12 protein-coding genes are annotated in these 17,921 nt (G+C 73.0%); 6 read left to right on the top strand and 6 right to left on the bottom strand.

Annotated features, from left to right (window positions below; genetic code table 11):
* Positions 1–67: 67 nt before the first annotated feature.
* Together BUB97_RS06495 and BUB97_RS06490 are read left to right on the top strand one after the other, a co-directional pair.
* Positions 68–2,398: a glycosyltransferase gene (locus BUB97_RS06495; RefSeq protein WP_073132833.1), complete on the top strand. Its 2,331-nt coding sequence runs from the start codon at positions 68–70 to the stop codon at positions 2,396–2,398.
* Positions 2,399–2,432: 34 nt separating this feature from the next.
* Complete coding sequence (locus BUB97_RS06490; RefSeq protein ID WP_073132830.1) at positions 2,433–3,176, top strand: hypothetical protein; 744 nt, start codon at positions 2,433–2,435, stop codon at positions 3,174–3,176.
* Positions 3,177–3,545: 369 nt separating this feature from the next.
* Here the strand turns inward: BUB97_RS06490 and BUB97_RS06485 are convergent, their stop codons facing one another.
* Genes BUB97_RS06485 through galE form a run of 3 tightly spaced genes read right to left on the bottom strand, consistent with a single transcriptional unit; the run spans position 3,546 to position 6,752 of the window.
* Entirely contained in the window at positions 3,546–4,670 is a 1,125-nt protein-coding gene (locus BUB97_RS06485) for a hypothetical protein (RefSeq protein ID WP_073132828.1), read from the bottom strand.
* 7 nt (positions 4,671–4,677) lie between these two features.
* Positions 4,678–5,739 (bottom strand): glycosyltransferase, encoded by a 1,062-nt coding sequence (locus BUB97_RS06480; RefSeq protein WP_073132826.1) that lies wholly within the window; start codon positions 5,737–5,739, stop codon positions 4,678–4,680.
* Between the two features lie 2 nt (positions 5,740–5,741).
* The gene (gene galE, locus BUB97_RS06475; RefSeq protein ID WP_073132824.1) at positions 5,742–6,752 is read right to left on the bottom strand and encodes a UDP-glucose 4-epimerase GalE; all 1,011 of its coding nucleotides are present in this window, start codon (positions 6,750–6,752) and stop codon (positions 5,742–5,744) included.
* Between the two features lie 232 nt (positions 6,753–6,984).
* Between galE and BUB97_RS06470 the strand changes: the two genes are divergently transcribed.
* Genes BUB97_RS06470 through BUB97_RS27210 form a run of 3 tightly spaced genes read left to right on the top strand, consistent with a single transcriptional unit; the run spans position 6,985 to position 13,242 of the window.
* Positions 6,985–8,142, top strand: coding sequence for a glycosyltransferase family 4 protein (locus BUB97_RS06470; protein ID WP_073132822.1), 1,158 nt, complete (start codon positions 6,985–6,987; stop codon positions 8,140–8,142).
* 28 nt (positions 8,143–8,170) lie between these two features.
* Positions 8,171–10,771 (top strand): glycosyltransferase, encoded by a 2,601-nt coding sequence (locus tag BUB97_RS06465; RefSeq protein ID WP_073132820.1) that lies wholly within the window; start codon positions 8,171–8,173, stop codon positions 10,769–10,771.
* Entirely contained in the window at positions 10,768–13,242 is a 2,475-nt protein-coding gene (locus BUB97_RS27210) for a DUF6212 domain-containing protein (protein ID WP_073132818.1), read from the top strand. The genes BUB97_RS06465 and BUB97_RS27210 overlap by 4 nt, the downstream gene beginning before the upstream one ends.
* Positions 13,243–13,570: 328 nt before the next feature.
* Here the strand turns inward: BUB97_RS27210 and pcaF are convergent, their stop codons facing one another.
* The 3 genes from pcaF to BUB97_RS27205 all read right to left on the bottom strand — a co-directional run bounded on the left by pcaF (position 13,571) and on the right by BUB97_RS27205 (position 16,247).
* Positions 13,571–14,779, bottom strand: a complete 1,209-nt coding sequence (gene pcaF / locus BUB97_RS06455; protein WP_073132816.1) for a 3-oxoadipyl-CoA thiolase — start codon at positions 14,777–14,779, stop codon at positions 13,571–13,573.
* Between the two features lie 118 nt (positions 14,780–14,897).
* The gene (locus tag BUB97_RS06450; protein WP_217659588.1) at positions 14,898–16,082 is read right to left on the bottom strand and encodes an MFS transporter; all 1,185 of its coding nucleotides are present in this window, start codon (positions 16,080–16,082) and stop codon (positions 14,898–14,900) included.
* 42 nt (positions 16,083–16,124) lie between these two features.
* Positions 16,125–16,247: a hypothetical protein gene (locus BUB97_RS27205; protein ID WP_277614023.1), complete on the bottom strand. Its 123-nt coding sequence runs from the start codon at positions 16,245–16,247 to the stop codon at positions 16,125–16,127.
* 297 nt (positions 16,248–16,544) lie between these two features.
* Between BUB97_RS27205 and ugpB the strand changes: the two genes are divergently transcribed.
* On the top strand, positions 16,545–17,888 hold the full coding sequence (ugpB, locus tag BUB97_RS06445) for a sn-glycerol-3-phosphate ABC transporter substrate-binding protein UgpB (protein ID WP_073132814.1): 1,344 nt from the start codon (positions 16,545–16,547) through the stop codon (positions 17,886–17,888).
* The last annotated feature ends 33 nt before the right edge of the window (positions 17,889–17,921 follow it).

Genomic DNA, 17,921 nt, shown 5'->3' with positions numbered 1-17,921 from the left:
GGCGCCGCACCGGGGCGCCCCCGACCACCCTTCGACCCGACGCCCACCGGACCAGAACACCACCCCCATGCGCTGCCTCGTCATCTCGCCGACGCCCACGCATCCCCAGGATGCCGGCAACCGCCAACGTATTCACGCCCTGCTGTCGGCCCTGCGCGGCTTCGGCCACCAGGTCGAGTTCGCCTTCGTGCAGCGCGAGGCCGTTGTCCCCGAAGCGATCGAGGCGATGCGCGCCGCGTGGGACCGGCTCCACCTGATTCCCTATGACCGGACGGCCGAGAGCCCGAGCCTCGGAGAGACCTTCGCGCTCGATGACTGGTTCCCGCCGGCCCTGGAGGAGGCCATCGCCGCCCTTGCCCAGGCCGGGAGCTACGATCTGGTCCTCGTCGAATACGTGTTCCTCAGCCGGGCGCTGGAGCTCTTCCCGCCCGGCACGCTGAAGCTGCTGGACACCCACGACGTCTTCGCCGACCGGCACCACCGGCTGGAGGCGCTCGGCTTGCCCATCGGCTTCTTCCACACCTCCTCGGCCGAGGAGGCTCGCGGCCTGGACCGGGCGGACCTCGTCCTGGCCATCCAGGACGACGAGCGGCAGGCCTTCGAGGAGGTGACGGAGAGCCCGGTCGTCACCCTCGGCTTCATGCCGGAGGTCCAGCCTCTCTCCCCGGCCCCGCATGCGGCGCTGCGCATCGGCTATCTCGGCAGCGGCAACCCGCTGAACGGCCATGCGCTGGCGCGCTTCCTCCAGGCGCTGGATGCGGAGACGCTGCCCGCGCTGGGCGCCGAGATGCGGGTGGCGGGCGGCGCCTCCCGCTTCGCCGGCCCGGCCCGGCCCGGCCTCCTGCCCATGGGTGGCGTGGGAAGCCCGGCCGATTTCTACCGGGGCATCGACCTCGTGGTGAACCCGCATGAGGGCGGCACGGGGCTGAAGATCAAGACGGTGGAGGCCCTGGCCTATGGGCTGCCGGTGATCGGCACGGCCGAGGCCTTCCGGGGCCTTGGCGCCCGCGCCGCCTTCCATGCCGCGCCCGATGCCGCCGCCGTTGCCGCCCTGGCCCGCCGCTGGGCCCGCGAACCCCGCTTCCGCCGCGAGGTGGCGCGGGAAAGCGCGGCGCTCGCGGCCCGCTATGCCCGCGAGGTCCGGCGCCAACTCGCGCCCTTCCGCTCCCGCGCCGCGTTGCAGGCCTTGATCGACCGGCCCAGGGCCCTTCTCGTCACCGATATTCCGTTCTGGCGGGAAAGCCTGGGCAACCAGGCCCGGATCGCGGCCATGCTGCGCGCCGCCCGGGGGGAGATGGACCTCGACACGCTCTTCCTCGGCCCACTGGAACCGGAGGATGCGGATGCGGCCTTCGCCGTGCTCGGCCGCCGCGGCCGCCTCCTCGCCTCTCCCGGCGATCCGGCCGGCCGGCTGGAGGAGCCCGTGCCGGACAACGCGAAGCTCACCCCCTTCGAGCGCAGGTATTTCGACGCCGCGCATTTCGAGGTGCTGGAAGGCGTGCTGGCCGGCAGCGGCGGCTATTCCATCCTCATCCTCGAATACATCCGCCTGTCCTATCTGCGCCACGCGCAGCCGGCCCCGCCCATCCGCGTGCTGGATACGCATGACGTGATGTCGCTCCGCACCCAGAACTTCGAGCATTTCGGGCGCGAGCATTTCCTGCGGATCTCGACGCTGGAGGAACTCGGCATCATGGACGGGTTCGAGCAGGTGCTCGCGATCCAGGATGCGGAGCACGCCCTGCTCCGCGGCGCCATGCCGGGTCGGTCTCTCCTGCTGCCGCATACCCTGCCCGACATGCCCTGCGCGCCGGCGCGCCAGGAGGCCCGGCGCATCGTCTTCCTCGGTGGCGACAGCCCGATGAACCGCGACGGAATCCGCTGGTTCATCGACCAGGCCTGGCCGGCCATCGCCGGGCTCGGGGCGGAGCTGCATGTGGCGGGCCGGGTCTGCGACGCGCTGGCGGACTTCCGCGCCCGCGGGTTGGTGCTGCATGGGGAGGTGGAGAACCCGGTCGCCTTCCTCGAAGCGGCAGATATCGGCATCAATCCCGTGTTCTACGGCGGCGGGCTGAAGATCAAGACCGTGGAGTATCTCTGCCAGGGGCTGCCCTCCGTGCTGTCGGAGGAAGGCGCCTTCGGGCTGACCGGCGGCGAGGGCTCCGCCTATCTCGTCGCCCGCTCCCGCGCCGAATACGTGGCGCATCTGCGGAACCTGATCCGCGACCCGCTGCGCCGGCAGCGGCTGGGCGAAGGGGCGTTCCATTTCGGCCGTGCCCGCTTCGGCACGCCCGCCGCCCGCGCCGCCTGCCGCACCCTTGCCAGCCTCGCCCTGGCCTTCCAGGACTCCGCCCTGGCACTGGCCCCCGGGGCCAGCCCCCTCGCCCGCGCTGCCTGACCGAACCCGACCTGTGCCGATCACCGGAGCCGCCATGCCCCTCGAAACCGCCAGCGACGGCCTGGACCTTCTCGCGATGCACGATGCGGGCGGGGCGGTGGATGCCGCAGCGGCGCGCATCCGCGCCGAAGCGATCCGCGAACGCCTGGCCCCCAGCCTCTCCGGCCTGCCGCTGCCCCTGCGCGAGGCCATCGAGGGCGTGATCGGCGAGATCGCCCGCGTGGCCGCCGAGGCCGAAGCGGCCCGCCAGGCCGCGGTCGAAACCCGGCGCGAGCGCGGCGACTGGCTGCAGATCGACCCTCTGCGCCACATGCCGGAGGACCGCCGCACCCCGCCCCCGGCACCGCCTGCCCGCTTCGAGGTGCATGCGGCCGATCCGGATTTCGTCGGCTATGGCTGGCACACGGCCGAGGGCCGGGGCGGCGAGAGCTGGCGGTGGAGCGGCACGGCGCCCGCCGCCTCGGTCGTCATCCCCGATCTCGGCCCGGGTACAGTGGAGCTGGAACTGGACCTGGAGCGGCCCTTCCGCACGCCCTTCACCGAGGATGCCCTGGTCGTCCTCGCCAATGGCGAGCCGCTGGAGCTGAGCTTCACGCCGCGAGAGCCGCATCGCGGCGTGTTCTCGGCGCTCTGGGCCGGCTCGGAATCGCCCGGCACCAATCTCGGCCTCGTGCTGCTCAGCCCCCTCGTCTCGGATTCGACGGGGCGTGACACGCGGCAGCTGGGCATCGGCATCTGGCGTGCCTCCGCGCGGCGCATCGCCGCCGATCCGGAGTGACGCGGGCCTGCCGAGGTTCTGACCTGTTGGGGCTTCCCGTTGAGGGCTCCGCCCTCACCCGCCAAGGGCCTGATGCCCTTGGAACCCGGTCTGACTGCCGCGGATACCCCGGATCGGCGGGGTCTCTGGTGATGGGTACTTTTCCTGCCGTTGCAGTCGCCTCGGGTCCATGACCCGAGGCGCACCGTGATCCCAGTGATTTCAGCTCGAAGAAGATGATGATGGGTCGAAGGCACTGCCTTCGACGGGTCCGGGGAGAGGAAGAATTCCTTCTTCCTCTCCCCGAGACAGACCAATCGGTCAGAAGCAACACCCGGCAGCACCAGGGATCGACGCGCAGCTCAGCAGCCCGGGTGGGCTCGCGTGACGCTAGACCCGCGCCTGGATGGCGGGGCGGGCCAGCGCCACCTGGAAGTCGGTGGATAGTTCGTTGAAACCCCAGAAGTTCCGCAGCGAGGTGCGGAGCGCGTTGGGCGGGCGCCGAAAGCGATTGCCGTCCGGGCGTGTCACCGGCACCAGCGGGGCGAGGACGCGGCGCCAGAAATCTGTGTCGCCCCAGGCATCCAGCACGCTGAGATGCTGCCCGGGCACGGCTTCGCCCCGGCGAGCCGGAATGTCGAAGGGGGATTCGTGCAGCATATGCGCCTCCTGCCCGAAATACCGCGCTTCCAGTAGAACGGAGGAGCTGACGCCGACCACGCGCCGGATCTCCTCGGAGGCCATGAGCGCGTAGATGTTCTCCCTGCTCACCTGCATCCGGCGCAGGGAAAGCCCGGCCGAGAGAGCGCCGAAGTCGCTGTTGGCATAGGGATGCGGCTTGAACACCACCCCGCCCTCGCCGACCGCCGCGCGCAGCTCCGGGCCGAAATCCGAGAGGTCCACCACCCGTCCGCCTCGCACGAGGGAACGGTCGATGCGCGTCTGGCCGACGAGGAGCGATTCACCACGGATCCTCAGGTTCGGCCGGAACTTCAGGGCCGAGGCCGCGAGAAGCCCGGCCGGGCCGAGGAAGGCGCTCTCCTCCGCATGGTCCGGCAGCATCACCTCGAAGACCGCCGCGTCATTCGTCTGCACGGCGAAGAACACGTCGTCGAGGAAGCGCACGGGATGGACGCTGAAATCCAGGAAGGGGATCCCGAGCAGGCTCAGGATCCGCTTCATCGATTCCGCCAGCTCGAAGCCGATCACGACGGCGCCGCCGAAGGCCTGTTCGAGGGCCGCGACCACCCCCTCCGGCGCGAAGCCGGCATCGAAGAGCCGTGCCCAGCCGCGCCAGCTCTTCTCGGCGCCCCAGAGGTCATAGAGGCGCTCGGTATCGATCCCGCGGCCCCAGGTCACGGCCTCGACGGGCAGGCGCGTCGCGGCCGCAGCCTGGCCGCGCACCAGGCGGTGGAACCAGAGGATGTTCTCCGTCTGCGCCGGACGGAAAGCGGCATCGCCGGGCCGCAGCACGTCGCCGGAGAAGACGATCCGTTGGATGTGGGGTCCGGCCATGCCCGTTTCAGCCCAGGGCCGGTTGGGCGGGGGCCGAGGCCGCGAGGAAGCCGAGGAAAGCCCCCGCCGCCCGCTCCAACGCCGGCAGCCCGTGGTTCAGCTCGACATGGCGGCGTGCGCGGCGGCCCATCGCCCGGCGCAGTGGGGCCTCGCGCAGCAGCAGCTCCACCGCGTGCCGCAGCGTGGCGCGGCCCACCATGAAGCCATGCTGCCCCTCGGCGAAGCCGCCATGGACGGTGTCACGGTAGACGATCACGGGGAGGCCGCAGGCCATTCCCTCCACCACGGCGCGCGGCAGCCCATCCATGGTCGAGGTGTGCACCATGATCCGGCAGCGCCCGAGCAGGGAGATCACCTCCGGCTGCGGCAGGCGGCCGGTGAGGGTGAGGTTGCGCGTATCCGCCACCGCCGCCTTCACCTCCGGGCGCGGCGTGCCGCCGCCGACCAGCGCGACACGCCAGGAATCGGTGAAGGGCACCACATCCTCCTGGTTCTTCCGCTTGTCGTAGAGCCCACCGACATTGACGATGTCGTAAAGCGGCGGCTCCGGCTTCTTCGCGGGCCGGCTGGCGTCCAGGTCCACGTATTTCGGCATGATGAAGGCGCGCCCGGCCTCGGCGAAGCGCGGGAAGTGCCGGGCGAGCTGCTCCTGATATTCGCCGAAGATGAAATCCGCCCGGTCCAGCAGCGGGTCGGTCACCGCGCCGCCGACGACGAAGCCGATGCGCGGCGCAGCGCCCGGCCCCTTCGCCAGTGCCTCGTGCAGCGCCAGATTCACGCGGTAGCTCAGCCCCTTCAGCAGCACCGCATCGGGCGCGAAGGCGCGGACCTCCTCGATCAGGGCCGCCGAGAGCTGGCGGTGCGGGATGTCCTTCGGATTGTCCGACGGAGCGAAGGTGACCGGGACCTCGCCGTCCAGGAAGCGCTCCTGCTCCGTCGCGGTGCCCGGATGCATCCGGAACACCGCGATCTCCGCGCCGCCCCGGGCGAGGAAGCGCATGAAGTGCATGTCGCGCAGCGCGCCCGCCATGGAGCGGTCGGCATGGCTCATCAACAGCGCGACACGCATGTTCAGGCCACGTTCTCCGCCAGCACGCCGCGATAGCCCTGCGGATTACGCGCCCGCCAGGCATAGGCAGTGCCCACGATGTCATCCAGCGCGCCCAGCTTGGGCGCCCAGCCGGTCTCCCGCCGCAGCTTGTCGTTGGAGGCGACGAGCACGGCCGGGTCGCCGGCCCGCCGCGGCCCGAGCGTATGCGGCACCGGCTTCCCGGCCGCGCGCTCCACCGCCGCGATCACTTCCAGCACGGAGGCGCCGGTGCCGCTGCCCACGTTGTAGCGGCAGGACGGCCCGTCCTTGAGGCGGTCCAGCACGCGGAGATGCGCATCCGCCAGGTCGGCCACGTGGACGTAGTCGCGAATCGCGGTGCCGTCCGGCGTGTCATAATCCGTGCCGAACACGGTCAGCGGCGGCCCGAGGCCGAGCACCGCGTTCACCGCATTCGGAATCAGATGGGTCTCGGGATCGTGATCCTCGCCCAGCCGCCCGCCGGGATCGGCGCCCGCCGCGTTGAAGTAGCGCAGCGAGGCGGAACGCAGCCCATGGATGCGGTCGGCCCATTCGAGCCCGCGCTCGGCCATCAGCTTGGATTCGCCATAGGGCGAAACGGGCCCCTTGGTCTCCTCCTCATCGATGGGAATGCGCTGCGGCAGGCCAAAGAGCGCGGCGGTGGAGGAGAGGACGAAGCGCATCACCCCGGCCCGCACAGCGGCATCGGCGAGCCAGAGCGTGTTCCCCACATTCTCGGCGATGTAGCGCAGCGGCTCCCGCATGCTCTCCCCCACCAGGGAAAGGGCCGCGAAATGCAGGACACCCTCGAAGCGCCAGCCCGCGAGCACCTCCTCGACCGTCCGCCGGTCCGACAGGTCGCCCACCACCAGCTCCGCCCCGGGCAGCACGGCGCTGCGGTGCCCTTGCCGCAGGCTGTCGAGCACCACCACATCGTCGCCACGTTCGAGCAGCGCCAGGACCACATGGCTGCCCACATAGCCGGCGCCGCCCGTCACCAGGTATCGTGCCATTCCTCGTCCTCGCCCAGATCGACGTCCCCGGCCGGACACGCTGGAGGATCATACCTCACAGCGGCCCCCAGCCGAAGCTGCCCGCACGGCCATCCGGGCGAACCGCCGGGGCGCCGGCCGCGCCGTGCCGGGTCCCTCGGGCGGTCCCCGCCGGGGCCGGGCGTCCCTTCGCAAGCCATGGGCCAGTTGCGCAAGGGTTGTCGCGGTCACTGATCCGTTGGATGAAAGGCGCATGGCACGGACCACGCGGACACGGCGCCTGCTGGTCCTCTTCCCCGGAGAGCGTTTCGGCGGCGCAGAGGCGCATACGCTTCGCATCACCGATGCGGCGGCGCAGGCTGGCATGCAGGTCACGCTGGCCGCGGCCCCCGCGCTGCATCCTTCCCTGGCGGCGCCCGGCCGCAGCCTGCTCGACCTGCCCGTCGCCTGGCGGCGCGGGCTTCCCGCCACGGCCCGCCAGGCCCAGGCCGAAGCGGTGCGCGCCGCCCTGGCGGAGGCAAAGCCGGACGTCGTTCTCCTCCCCCTGCCCTGGCCCGACCAGGCCGGCGGCGCCTTCGAGGCCCTGGCCGAATCGGGCACGCCCACCCTGGTCGTCTCCCATCTCGCCCCGCATGGAGAGGAGCCGCCGCCTGGCCTGGATGAGGAGGCCCTGGCGGCAGCGCACGCCATGCGGGCCGACTGGGTGGCCGTCTCCGCCCCCACGGCCTTCCGCCTCGAGCGCTTCCTCGGCCTGGCCGCGGGCCGGGTGGCCACCATCCGGAACGGCGTGGACGCGCCGCCGGAGATGGACCGCGACGCCTGGCGCGCGGCGCTGCGGAAGCGGCTTGGCCTGCCCGGCGACGCGCTCGTCGCCCTCTTCCTCGGCCGCCTGGATGCCGCGAAGGGTGCCGACCGCCTGCCGTTCCTCGCCGAGGCCTTCGCGCGGCGCAGCGGCGGCGTGATCGCCGCCGCCGGCACGGGCAGCCTGGATGCGCAGCTCAGCGCGGAGGCCTCGGCCGACCATCCGCTGCGCCTGCTGGGCAGGCATCCCCGCCCGGCGGAGCTGCTGGCCGGGGCGGATGCGCTGGTCATGCCTTCCCGGCTGGAAGGAGCGCCCCTGGCCTTCCTCGAAGCGGCCACGCATCACCTCCCCGTGGTGGCCAGCCATGAGGCGCTGGAGGCGCTAGGCTCGGGCGCCGCCCGCCTTGCCGCGCTGGCCGATCCGGAGGATGTCGCCGAAATGGCGGATGCACTCGCCGGCTGCCTCGACCCGGCCGGCCCCGCCCGGACCCGCGCGGAAGCTGCCTGGCGCTTCGCGACCGCCTGGGGCGGCACGGCGATGGCCGAAGCCTATCTCGCCCGGCTGCGCCGCCTCCCCGCCGGCTCCCTTGGCGTGGCCGGGGGCGGGTGAGATAATTCGGCACGGACCGGGCTCGGGGATGGCAGAGGCAGGGGATCATCCGGTGGAGAGCGGCGGGACCGCGCCCTGCATTGGGCCCAGCATCGAGTGGGGCATCGGGCCCGCCATCGCGCCGGATGTGGCCGTCATCATCCCGGCCTGGCGACAGCCGGCCCTGCTGGCGGAGGCGGTTCTTTCGGTCCTTGCCCAGCGCGGGGCGCGCCGAATCGCGACGGTCATCGTGGATGACGGCTGCCCCATGCCGGAGACGCGGGAGGTCGCCCTTGCCCTCGCGCGCGCCCATCCCGGCCGGGTCTTCCTGCTGCGCCAGGCCAATGGCGGCCTCTCCGCCGCCCGCAACGCCGGCGTCGACTTCGCCCTGCGCGCCTGGCCCTCCTGCCGCGCCTTCTTCATGCTCGATGCCGACAACCGGCTCGGCCCCTGGCTGCTCGACCGGGCGGCGGCGCTGCTGGAGGCCTCGGGCCCCCGCATCGGCTGGGTCTATCCGGATTTCGACTTCTTCGGCATCGCCGAGCATGGCTCGGCCGCCGGCGAGCACTCTCTTTTCCTGCACCTGCTGGAGAACACGTGCGACGCGGGCAGCCTCGTCGCCCGCGCGGTGTTCGAGGCGGGGCTGCGCTTCGACGAGACGATGCGCCAGGGCTTCGAGGACTGGGACTTCTGGCTTCGCGCCGCCGAGGCCGGCTTCCGCGGGCGGCACCTGCCCATGGCGGGGTTCCGGTACCGGCGCCGCGCCGGGGGCATGCGGCTGGAGGCGGAGCGCCGCCGGGCCGGCATCCTGGCGGGGATGCGCGGGCGCCAGCGGCGGCTACTGGACCCGCGCCGCCTGCTCGCGCTCGAATCCGCGGAGGTGCCGCGCTTCCTCCTGCTCCGTCAGGGCAGCGAATGGGCCGAGCCGGTGGTGGACGCGCTCCGCCCTGCCCGGCCTGCCCTCCCGCGCGAGGCGGCGCGGCGCGCGATCGTGGAATCCAGCCGCCATCCGCAGGCGGTGCATGCCCCGCCCTTCCTCCTCTTCGCCTCCGAGGCGGCGCTGGAGGCTCTGGCCGCGGGCAAGCTGCTGCACAACGCGCTCTGGCAGGCCGAGATCCTGCTGCGGCAGGCCGATGCGGTCGGGATCACCCTCTCGACCGAGGGGCCGGGGCACCTGGCCCTGGAGCGGAGCGAGGGCGCGCTGCCGGAGGACGCCGCCCTCCTGCTGTTCCGCACCGAGGCCTTCGCGGAGGCCGCGGCCCTCGGCTCCCTTCTAGGGTCCGTCACGCGCCGGGCGGCCAGCCTTGCCATCACCCTGCCCGTGCCCCTGGCGGATGCGCCACCCTCCGTGGCGCCGGATGCGGCGGCAGAGCTGGCCGCGCTGTCCGAAGCCTTCGCCACCCGCCATCCCGAGCATGGGGAGTGGCGCGGCGACTGGCGCCGCCCGCGTGCCCGCGCCCATCAGGGCTATGCGGAGCTGATCGGCGCGGGCGCTGTCCTCCCCTGGGTCTCGCCGGGCGAGGGGCGCGACATCGCCCTGGCCGTGCCCATCTTCGAGCTGGGTGGGGTCGAGCGGGTGGTGACGAATTACGCCCGCATTCTGCGGGAGCGGGGCTGGCGCCCGCATCTCTTCGTCACAGGCGCCGATTCCGCCCGCCTCTCCCCCGATGCGCTCGCCGCCTTCGAGACGGTGCAGCTGCCGCAGCGCGGCGGCATCGAGGGGCGCGACCCGGACACAAGCCATCTCGGCGCGCCGCTGCCCGGGGTAACAAATGCGCGCGATGCGCTGGGGCAGTTCGCTCCGATGCATGCCATGCTCGCCACCCATGCCCAAGGCGCCCATGCCCTGGCCGGGGCGCTGCGCGGCCTGGGCACGACCACCCTGGCCGGGCTGCATGTGATCGAGCGCGAGCTGGCCGGCGCCCCCCTGGGCAATCCGCATGCCCTGCTCGCGCATGAGGGTGCCTATGACGGCGTCGTCGTCGTTTCGGAAGGGCTGCGCCGCTGGTGCATCGCGCAGGGTATTCCGGGCTCCAAGATCGACGTGGTGCCCAACGGCCCGGGCCAGCCGGCCGCCCCCGGCGCGGCCGCGGCCGCCATGGCGGCTCGCGCGGAGCGGGAGGGCAAGCTGCGCGCCCTCTTCATCGGCCGGCTGGACCCGCAGAAGGGGATCGACCGGCTGCGCGACATCGTCGCGCTCACGCCCGGCCTGGAATGGCGGGCCGCCGGGCGGGCCGTGCTCGACCGCCCGCCCGAACCTATCCCGGGCCTCTCCATCGAGCCACCGGCCGATCCGGCGGGGCTCGACGCGCTTCTCGCCTGGGCCGATGTCCTCGTCCTTCCCTCCCGCTTCGAGGGATCGCCGCTCACGATCCCGGAGGCGCAGCGCATGGGCTGCGTGCCCCTCGTCACCCGCACGGGCGCGGTGGACGAGATGATCGCCGACGGGGTGGACGGCTTCATCATCGGGGGCCGCGGCGACCCGGAGATCGTCTCCGCCTTCGCCGCCCGCCTCTCCGCCCTCGCGGCGGACCGGACCGCCCTGCGGGCCGCCTCCGCCGCCGCCTATGCCCGCGCCGCCGCCCTTCCGGGCTGGGGCGCGCGCATGGCCCCCCTCCTCGACCGCATCGACAAGGCTCCCCTCCCGTGACCCTGCGCGCCGATCCCTCCCATCTCCCCCGCCTCGCCGCGGGCCAGCCCATGGTGATGGTGGCCGAGGGGGTGATGGATCCCTCCCCCCTCGCCGCGCCTGCGCTGGAGGTCTGGATGGTCTCCAACCGGTCGGGGGCCAGCCTGCTCCACCCGCATGGCACCCGCGCCCCGGACCCCGAGGCGGCCGTACCGCTCCCGACCCCGCCCATGGGCACCCTTGCCCTGGTGGCGAGCGAGCGGCTGCGGATTGCGCCGCTCACGCGCTGGTGGACGGAGGCTTCCGGCCTGCCCGCCCCGCCCTTCCTCCTCGCCCCGACCGGGCAGGCCGCCATGCCCGGGCTGATCGCGCTGCTCGCCGACTCCCTCGCCGCCGCGGCGCGGCGGGAGTCCGAGGCGCTGCAGGCTGTCACGGCCGCGCGACAGGAGATGGAGGAAACGCGCGAGGCCATGGCCGACACGGTCCGTCTCCTCGCCCACCGCCCGCCCGCCGCGCCGCGCCTCGTCCTCTCGGGCGAGGAGGGCGAGGCCGCGCCCATCACCGGCGCGGCACGGCACAAGCTGGGCACCGGCCTCGCGGGGCTGGCGGCGATCGCGGTACATCTGGCGGGCCCCGCCACCGGCCACGGGCTGCTGCGCCTCCGCCTGCTGGCAGCCGAGAGCGACCGGGTGGTGGGCTCCTGGGCCATTCCGGCCGCCGAACTGGCCCCGGGCTGGCTCACCCTCGACCTTCCAACGCCGCTCGGCCCCCTGCATGAGACGGCGGTGCTGGAGGTCATCCCCGAGGGCGACGGCCTGCCCGCCCTCTCCCGCGAGGCACGCTGGGCAGGGACCGAGGGCGAGCATCCCCTCGCCCTCCGCGCCTGGGCCGGCGCCCCGGGCAGCCGCTATCTCGCCCCGGCCCACTGGATGCCCGAGGAAGTAGGGCTGGCCCTGCCGCCGACCGATATCCCCCTCTCCCTGCCGGCGGCGAGCTGGGAAGCGGCGCTCCCGCTCGAGGGCCAGGCGGAGATGATCGCCCTGGGCGAGGAGATGCCGCGCCCCCTGCTCCGGGCCGCTGCGAAGGGCCGCGCCATCCTGCTGCTGCCGCATATTCATGCGGCGGGGCTGGACCGCGTCCGCATCGCCTTTTCCGCGGCAAGGGGCACGGGTGCCTCGGTGGCGGCCTGGGTTCATGCAGTCGATGCGGCGCCGTCGGATGCCGCCACGCTCGACCGGCTCGGCACGGGCGGCGCCATGACGGGGTGGCGCGCCGTGCCGGAGGAAGGGCTGGAACTCACCCTGCCCCTCTCGGCGCGACTGTCCGGCCGCGCGAGCCTGGTGATCGGGTTGCAGGCCGGGGATGAGGACGCTTCGGCCGAGGTTTCCGGCGTGACCCTTTCCGCCATCGGCATGGGCGAGGCGCTTCCCGCCGCGCCGGCCCAGGCTGTGGCGCCGGCACCGGCCGTCGCCCCGGTGCAGGCACCCCGCGCGACCCTGCCGCCGCAGCCGGCGGCCGCGCCGCCAGCGCCTCCGGCGGCGATTCCCGCCACGCCGGCCGTACCGTCCGCCGCGAGCCCCTTCGCGCCAGCCGCACCGGGGCCCCAGCCGGCCGCGCCGCCGACGGTGCCCCCCGCGCCGGCTCTCCCGGCGGCCTCCACACAGCCTCCCGCGCCCCCCGCCGCGATTCCCGTCGCAACGGCTGCGCCGGCGGCCAGGCCCGTGGCGAGCCCGCCTGCCGCCCCGGTCATGCCGGCCCCGCTCAAGCCCACGCCTGCGGCCCCCGCGCCCCAGCCGGCGCCGCTGCCCGCCCCGCCGGTCCGCGTGGTCGCGCCTACCCCGGCGCCGCAAGCGGTGGCGCCTGCCGCGGCCCCGGCCGCCGGCCCGCGGCTCTATGCGCCGCCGACGCTTCAGCCCCCGCCGATGCCGCGGCCCGTCGGCGAGCCGGCACCCGCCCCTGAGCCGGCCCGCCCCGCAGTCGCTCCTCTGACGCCAACCCGCCCCGCCACACCCCCGGTGCGCGCCACGCCCACCAATGTCGCGCCCGGCCGCGCCCCGGCCCGCTTCGAGGCAGTGCGGCTGCATCAGCACCTGCCCGGCGAGTCCTACCGCCACCTCGACATGACGGTGGCGAGCCTCGCAAGCGGCCCGATGCGCTGGGCCTCGGTACGGCTGAAGCTGGCCAGCAAGGATGGCGAGGCACGGCTGGAGTTCCGCCAGGCGGCCGGCTGGCCTCACATGTTCCGGGACTGGCTGGGCCGGGCGAGCGACAAGTTCGGCCCCTTCCTGCGCGTCAGCCATCCGGAGCTGCGCGAGTTCCTGGACTCGATCAAGGACGAGCGGGACGCGGCAATGATGCAGGCCCTGTTCGCCGTGCTTCCGCGCGCCGCCGAGGATGCGGCACGGCAGGCCGGACTTTCCGTGGCCGACACCGCGCAATGGAGTGATACGGCGAAGAGCCTCCAGGACGAAGGCCTGCGTAGCGCCCCGTGAGGAAAAGGCGCGCCGGCAAGACCGGCGCGCCCGATGTAGTTCTGCGGTGCTTCTGACGGAGGGAGGGCTCTGCCCTCACCCGCCAAGGGCCTGAGACCCTTGGAACCCCGTCGGACTGCCGTGGATACCCCGGATCGAAGGGATCTCCCGTTGCAGGGTGCTGATCCTGCCTTTGCAGTCGCCTGAGGTCCTAGACCTCAGGCGCACCGTCAGCCCCGTGATTCCAGACTTCTAGAAAAAGACGATGGTGAGGGGTCCGGGGAGAGGAAGAATTCCTTCTTCCTCTCCCCGGGACAAACCGTCAGCCCAGAACAGACCCCCCGCAGTATCAGACGCGTTCGACCACCATGGCGATGCCCTGCCCGACGCCGATGCACATGGTGCAAAGCGCGTAGCGGCCGCCGCGCCGGTGCAGCTCGTGCACCGCCGTCTGGACCAGGCGCGCGCCGCTCATGCCCAGCGGGTGGCCAAGGGCGATGGCGCCGCCATTCGGGTTCACATGCTCGGCGTCGTCCGGCAGTCCGAGGTCCCGGGTCACGGCGAGGGCCTGGGCGGCGAAGGCCTCGTTCAGCTCGATCACGTCCATGTCCGCGAGCTTGAGGCCGGCTTTCTCCAGCACCTTGCGCGTGGCGGGCGCCGGGCCGAAGCCCATGATCCGCGGCGGAACGCCGGCCGTGGCGGTGGCGACGACGCGGGCGCGCGGGGTCAGGCCCTGGCGTCGCGCCATGGCCTCGTCGGCGAGGATGATCGCGCAGGCGCCGTCATTCACGCCCGAGGCGTTGCCGGCCGTCACGCTGCCGCCTTCCTTCCGGAAGGGCGTGGGCAGCCGGGCAAGGGCCTCGGCCGTTGTCTCGGGGCGCAGGTGCTCGTCCTGCGCGAAGACAACCGGGTCGCCCTTCCGGCGCGGGATGGTGACGGGGACGATCTCCTCCGCGAAGCGCCCGGCCTTCTGGGCGGCAGCGGCGCGCTGCTGGCTGCGGAGCGCGAAGGCGTCCTGGTCGGCGCGGCTGACCTGGAAGTCCTGAGCGACGTTCTCGGCGGTCTCCGGCATGGAATCCACGCCGTGCCTCGCCTTCATCAGCGGGTTCACGAAGCGCCAGCCGATGGTCGTGTCGTAGATCTCGGCCACGCGGCCGAAGGCCTCGGCGCTCTTGCCCTGCACGAAGGGCGCACGCGTCATGCTTTCCACCCCGCCCGCCAGCATGAAGCCTGCCTCGCCGGCCTTGATGGCGCGCGCGGCGATGCCGACCGCATCCATCCCGGAGCCGCAGAGCCGGTTGACCGTGCTGCCGCCGATCGTGTCCGGCAGGTCCGCGAGCAGGAGGGCCATGCGGGCCACGTTGCGGTTGTCCTCGCCGGCCTGGTTGGCGCAGCCATAGATCACGTCGTCCAGCGCGGCCCAGTCCACCCCCGTGTTGCGGGCCATCAGGGCCTTGAGCGGTACGGCGCCGAGGTCATCGGCGCGGACGGCGGAAAGTCCGCCCGCATAGCGTCCGATCGCGGTGCGGGCGGCGTCGCAGATGAAGGCCTCGGCCATGGCGTCCTCCGGTTTGGCTGTCGTCCCCGCAGGAAGCGCATCCGGTCGTGCCGGGCAAGGGGCCAGGCCGCGGCCGGAAGCGGCAGCCGCAACACGGCCCGCGGCGATTCCCGCGCCGCTAGTTCCGCCCGGTCCGCAGGGCGGCAAGGGCGCCGAGGGACAGCAGCCCGACTCCCGCATAGAGCCAAAGCGCGTTGAGGCCGACCCGCTCCAGCGCAAGCCCGAAGGCGACGGGAGCCAGGGCCTGGAGGAGGCGCATGGGTGCCAGGATGATGCCCTGCCGCGCCCCGTAGCCCCGCGCCCCGAAGAGCGCGAGCGGCAGGGTGCCGCGCACGATGGTCAGCATGCCGTTCCCCGCGCCGTGGATGATCGCGAAGACGGCGGGCCCGAGCCCGAGGCCGAGGGCCGCCGCCGCCACGGGATGCGCCGCGGTCGCCACGCGCCCGGTGGTGAGCGGATGCAGGCGGCGGAGCAGCGACACGTCCAGCACGCGCGAGAGCACCTGCATCGGCCCCACCAGGCTCGCTGCCGCCAGGGCCGCCTCGGGCGTGGCCCCGGCCAGGGTGAGCACGCCGGGAAGATGCGCGGCCAGGGCGGCGACGTTGAAGCCGGTTCCGGTCAGGGCCAGGGCAAGCAATGCGAGCGGGGCCCAGCCAGTGGCCGCGTCCGGATCCTCTACGCTGGCCGCCGCAGGCGCGGGCGGCGGGGCGTGGGGCACGAGGAGGAGATGCAGCGGCAGCGCGAGTCCGAGCTGAAGCAGCGCCCAGGCCAGGCAGGCCCCGCGCCAGCCGAAGTCCGCTTCGATCCAGGCCGTGAGGGGCCAGCCGATGGTGCTCGCGAAACCCGCCATCATCGCCACACCGGAAATGGCGCCGCGCGAATCCTTTCCATAGAGGCCGGCCAGGGTCGCGAAGGCGGAATCGTACAGGCCGAGGGCCATGCCGAGACCGAGCACGCCCCATCCCAGGAAGAGGATGGCCGGCCAGCCCGTGGGCGCCACGGCCAGAAGCACCAGCCCGGCCGCGAGGGCGAGGTTTGAGGCCGCGAGCACGCCCCGCCCGCCCCGCCGGTCGATCACGCGCCCGACCCAGGGCCCGAGCAGCGCGGTCAGCAGAAGCGCGGCGGAGAAGGCGCCGAAGATGGCGCTGGGCGGCAGGCGGAAGTCGCGCGCCATCGGGGCCGCGACGATGGCGGGCAGGTAGTAGGAACAGGCCCAGGCAAGCGTCTGGGCAACGCCCAGGGCGCCGACCACTCGGCGGCGTCGGGGCATGGAGGGCGGCGGCCCCGTCTCGTCGGTCTGCACGCCACCATCAACCGGAAAACCGGCAGGTGCCGCAAGACCGACTCAGCGTTCCTCAGGGGAGGCGCCGGAAGGGGCGGCGGGGCGCGGAGCCGGGGCCTGGCCACCCGCGGCGGCCGCGGCGAGGCTGCGTGACACCGCCTCGAGCGCGGCGCGCAGGCGGGTCACCGCCGCCTCGGGTGGCAGGCGAGGCGAGGCGCGGCGCGGCGGCCAGGAAGGCTTGGCCTGGTGAGGCGCGGAACCTCCGCCCCGTGGCGTCGCAGGGCGCGCCATTGTGGCGGGAGGTGAAAGGGACGCATCGGGTTCCATCACGGAAATGTGCGTCACGAGGCTAAAGGCTCATTTAATGACCGGAGTTCCACAGCGGATGTGCGCCCTTCCACGAAGGCGTCATCCGATTGTAGTCTGATTGCAACACGGGGCGGCTACCCCGGCCACATTCTCTCCCTGGGAAGGAACTTCGTCATGCGGCGACGCCACCTTGCCGCCGGCGCCCTCGCGCTGGCCGGCCTCATCGGCTCATCCTTTGGCGCGCCTGCGCAGCAGCCCGTCGAAATCCAGTTCTGGCACGGGCTGAACCAGCCGCTCGGCGGCATGCTCGAGCAGCTGGCCACCGATTTCAACGCGACCCAGCAGCAGTACCGCGTCGTCCCGAGCTTCCGTGGCGGCTATGCCGAGACCGTGGTGGCCGCCATCGCGGCCTTCCGCTCCAACACGGCGCCGCACATCGTGCAGATGTTCGAGGTCGGCACCGGCACGATGATGTCCGCCGGCCGGGCCATCAAGCCGCTGCACGAGCTGATCGCCGAGACTGGCGTCGCGATCGACACGCGCGACTTCATCGGGCCTGTTGCGGGCTACTACAGCTCCGCCGACAACCGGCTGATGGCCCTGCCCTTCAACAGCAGCACCGCCATCGCCTTCTACAACAAGGACATGTTCCAGCGCGCGGGCCTCGACCCGAACAGCTTCCCGGCCACCTGGGAGGGCGTCGAGCAGGCCGCCCGCAGGCTGAAGGCCGCCGGCATCGCCTGCCCGATGACCACCGCCTGGCCGACCTGGCTGATGGTGGAGCAGCTCCTGGCCATCCACGACGTGCCGCTCGCCAGCCGCGCCAACGGCTTCGAGGGGCTGAACACGGAGCTGAACCTCACCAACCCGCTCCTGACCCGCCACCTGACCAACCTCGTGAACTGGCAGAAGGAAGGGCTGTTCCGCTATGCCGGGCGCGACACGGCGGGCGACCCGCTCTTCCCGGCGGGCGAATGCGCGATCAGCTTCGCCTCTTCGGGCCTGCGCGCGCGCATCTCGCGTGAGGCGCGGTTCCAGTGGGGCGCGGCCATGCTGCCCTATTACGAGGGCACGACGCCGCGGAACTCCATCATCGGCGGCGCGGCGCTCTGGACGATGAATCGCGGCCCCAACGCGCGGCGCAGTGCCGAGGAGCTGAAGGGCGTGGGCGAGTTCTTCCGCTACATCACCAGCCCCGCCGTGATGGCCAAGTGGCACCAGGATACGGGCTATGTCCCCGTGACCCGCTCCGCCTACGAGGCCACGAAGGCGGCCGGCTTCTACCAGCAGAACCCGGGCGCGGACGTGCCGATCGAGCAGATGCTGCGCGGCGGCGACCCGACCCCGAACAGCCGCGGCATCCGCCTCGGCGGCTTCATCGAGATCCGCAACATCATCCAGGAGGAGATGGAGCGGGCTTTCCAGGGGCAGGCGACGCCGGAGCAGGCCCTGGCCGCGGCCAATACACGGGGCAACCAGGTGCTGCGCAACTTCGAGCGCACCAACCGCAACAACTGATAGCGTACCGCCGGGCGGGAGGCTCCCGCCCGG

Origin of the sequence: Muricoccus roseus (assembly GCF_900141905.1) — a bacterium.
Taxonomy (GTDB): Bacteria; Pseudomonadota; Alphaproteobacteria; order Acetobacterales; family Acetobacteraceae; genus Roseomonas; species Roseomonas rosea.
This window is presented reverse-complemented; position numbering and strand designations above follow the sequence as displayed.

Excerpts from the sequence above, each read along its gene's own strand:
- BUB97_RS06495 (WP_073132833.1), top strand. The coding sequence starts at position 68 with ATGCGCTGCCTCGTCATCTCGCCGACGCCCACGCATCCCCAGGATGCC.
- BUB97_RS06490 (WP_073132830.1), top strand. The coding sequence starts at position 2,433 with ATGCCCCTCGAAACCGCCAGCGACGGCCTGGACCTTCTCGCGATGCAC.
- BUB97_RS06485 (WP_073132828.1), bottom strand. The coding sequence starts at position 4,670 with ATGGCCGGACCCCACATCCAACGGATCGTCTTCTCCGGCGACGTGCTG.
- BUB97_RS06480 (WP_073132826.1), bottom strand. The coding sequence starts at position 5,739 with ATGCGTGTCGCGCTGTTGATGAGCCATGCCGACCGCTCCATGGCGGGC.
- galE (WP_073132824.1), bottom strand. The coding sequence starts at position 6,752 with ATGGCACGATACCTGGTGACGGGCGGCGCCGGCTATGTGGGCAGCCAT.
- BUB97_RS06470 (WP_073132822.1), top strand. The coding sequence starts at position 6,985 with ATGGCACGGACCACGCGGACACGGCGCCTGCTGGTCCTCTTCCCCGGA.
- BUB97_RS06465 (WP_073132820.1), top strand. The coding sequence starts at position 8,171 with ATGGCAGAGGCAGGGGATCATCCGGTGGAGAGCGGCGGGACCGCGCCC.
- pcaF (WP_073132816.1), bottom strand. The coding sequence starts at position 14,779 with ATGGCCGAGGCCTTCATCTGCGACGCCGCCCGCACCGCGATCGGACGC.
- ugpB (WP_073132814.1), top strand. The coding sequence starts at position 16,545 with ATGCGGCGACGCCACCTTGCCGCCGGCGCCCTCGCGCTGGCCGGCCTC.